Source organism: Mesorhizobium sp. M1050 (assembly GCF_040318715.1).
Classification (GTDB): Bacteria; Pseudomonadota; Alphaproteobacteria; order Rhizobiales; family Rhizobiaceae; genus Mesorhizobium.
Map to the genome: position 1 here is coordinate 1 of NZ_JAMYMV010000158.1, position 2,198 is coordinate 2,198.

Annotated in this window: 1 protein-coding gene and 1 pseudogene; both read right to left on the bottom strand. The window is 56.8% G+C overall.

The annotated features are described in order from the left end of the window. Positions 1 to 554 (bottom strand): annotated as a pseudogene (locus tag NKH57_RS33595) (radical SAM family RiPP maturation amino acid epimerase); the annotation flags it as partial. 65 nt (positions 555 to 619) lie between these two features. Further along, positions 620 to 1,117 (bottom strand): hypothetical protein, encoded by a 498-nt coding sequence (locus tag NKH57_RS33600; RefSeq protein WP_352950652.1) that lies wholly within the window; start codon positions 1,115 to 1,117, stop codon positions 620 to 622. Positions 1,118 to 2,198: the final 1,081 nt, after the last annotated feature.

Here is a 2,198-nt window from a genome sequence, read left to right on the forward strand (position 1 = left end):
TCATAATAGCCCTTGAACCGGTCGGCCGACAAGCCGCAGAACCAGCAACCGACGGTGCAGCCTTCACTCAGCTCGAAAGCGATGATGGGGTGCGTGACCGACGGTGCCAATTCGCCCAATTCGTCGTTGCAGCGGCGGATTTGGCGCTCTCGCCAGGCATGGAAGCGAGGGTTCACCATCGACATTTCGCCCTCGGCGCGCAGCATGTCGCGATGGCGCAACATCTCGCGCATATACTCGTCCCACATCATCGCCAGCGGCCACGGGGCAGACTCCGGCTTGAAGCGATGCTTCACGTAGTCTCCGCACCAGAGCGGCAGCATCTCCATTGGGTCAACTTCAATGCCGTAGCGCTCTGTTACCGATCGAGGGGCGTCGAGGTTCTCCGAAAGGGTCGTGCGGAATTTCCTATCACCGACCAGCCGCTCCATGAAGCGCTTGACATGAGGCAACGTTCGCCGTTCCTGCGGCGTGCGCTGGTCAAAGATTTGTTGCCAGTGTTCGCGAGTGTACGGGTGAGCCCTTGAAGCGGCCCGTTGTACGCCGGATATCATGATCGCATCCTCGACCGCGGTTTGCTTTGATGTTACATTAGACCGGCTCGTACGAGCCAATGCGGTTATGTTGCGACCACAACAACAATTACGACAATTAATACGACCGCAGCGAAGCCAGTTCTTCCTCCGAGTTGCGCAGGGCTCATGGATACATCAGCAGAATTAGCCAACGCGGTGGTCTGTACAAAGCTGGTTAAGGCCGGAACGCTCGAACCGCGCTTGCGGCCTGCAATCGCGCCGAGCTTCTTCGTACTGGACTTCTGTCGGCTGTTGGATCGGATGTAGCTTTTAACCTCGTCAAGCGTGATGTTGTAGTTGAGGCTCTTTCCAATCGCTACGATCGAAGCGAGCCCTCCAACGCGCCGTTTGGCGTTTTCAAGCGGACTGCCTTTTTTTCCTAAATCGTTGACGAATCGCTCTAAGTCAGTTTTCCGCATAATGAATTCGTGCTCTTGCTTAAGTTGCTCGCTCTCACAAGCGATCGGATGATGCTTCCGCGAACAAGCAAGCGCCGTACCAACCTCAAAATTCTGATTTGCGCGTTCTCTGACCGTACGCATTGTCAACTTGCCGACCTTTTGGGTTGGGAATCGACAATTGGCCCGCTCCGTGCGATGCGGGTGAGGATTTCCCCAAACTTGGCCTGCCGTAATAGTGGGTGGTCGAAATCAAGACGCAAATCCGCCAGCGTTTGTCGACATCCAGGCATTCTGCGCATCGTTCTCGATCGCATCCCCAACATAGCCCGACGGGCGCCGGACGCCCCGAAAACGAACCCGCTGACCTTTCAAATCCGCAAACCCCGCCTTCCATCACAACGGATGATCGCCGGCGCCCATGAGGCTTGTGAAAAAGCACCGCAAGGGCAACCACATCGCCGCTTCAGGCGCCAAAAAACTCATCGCCTGCATCAAGGGGGCTAGGCGCCACTCGAGAACTTTCGGCGGGCGCAACGTGACCAAACTCATTCAAGTCTTGCCGGAGGCTGCCAAAGTGAAAGACGTATTAGGTCCTCACGCTCGGAATCGAAACGGGACCGATCTACGATGTTTCGCGATAGCGGCCCTTCTCGAACCACAAGTCGCGCAATCCCTCGAGCATTGCCTCGCGCGGAAGCGGTTTCGGCCGCCGCTCGTCCAGGCGCTTCCGCGCCTGATCAAGAATGCGCAGCGAAATGATCCGTGGTAAGATCGTCGTGCCAACCCCTTCGAGGTTGCGGAATGGGCGGCTCTGAAGCTTGGTCGCCTTCTGGTTATTGACGTAACGCGCGATTCAGAGCTCGTTGGTCAAAACGCCGAACAGTGTCACCGATGTTCAAGGTCGGCCGAGATCGCCCGGAATATTCTTCCGTCGAAGGTCGCCCAAGAGGCGCAACTCGACGGCCGCTGATGCGATCGGGGTCGAATCGACCGGCAGCCCGTGCCCCATAGGTGTTAACTTAGGGGTAGACTGGTGGAATCGAGATGAGTCCTCAGCCAGTATGCGAACGAATGATTCGATTGAAGCCGACTGGCAGGCTCTGTCAGGGCGGAATCATGAATCGTTAACGCTCTGGCAACCAAGCGGGATTCTGTTGGCCGGGAAGGAGACCGGCGATGGACGCAAGCTTTCTCGATCATATTGACGACATTGAAGACCCTC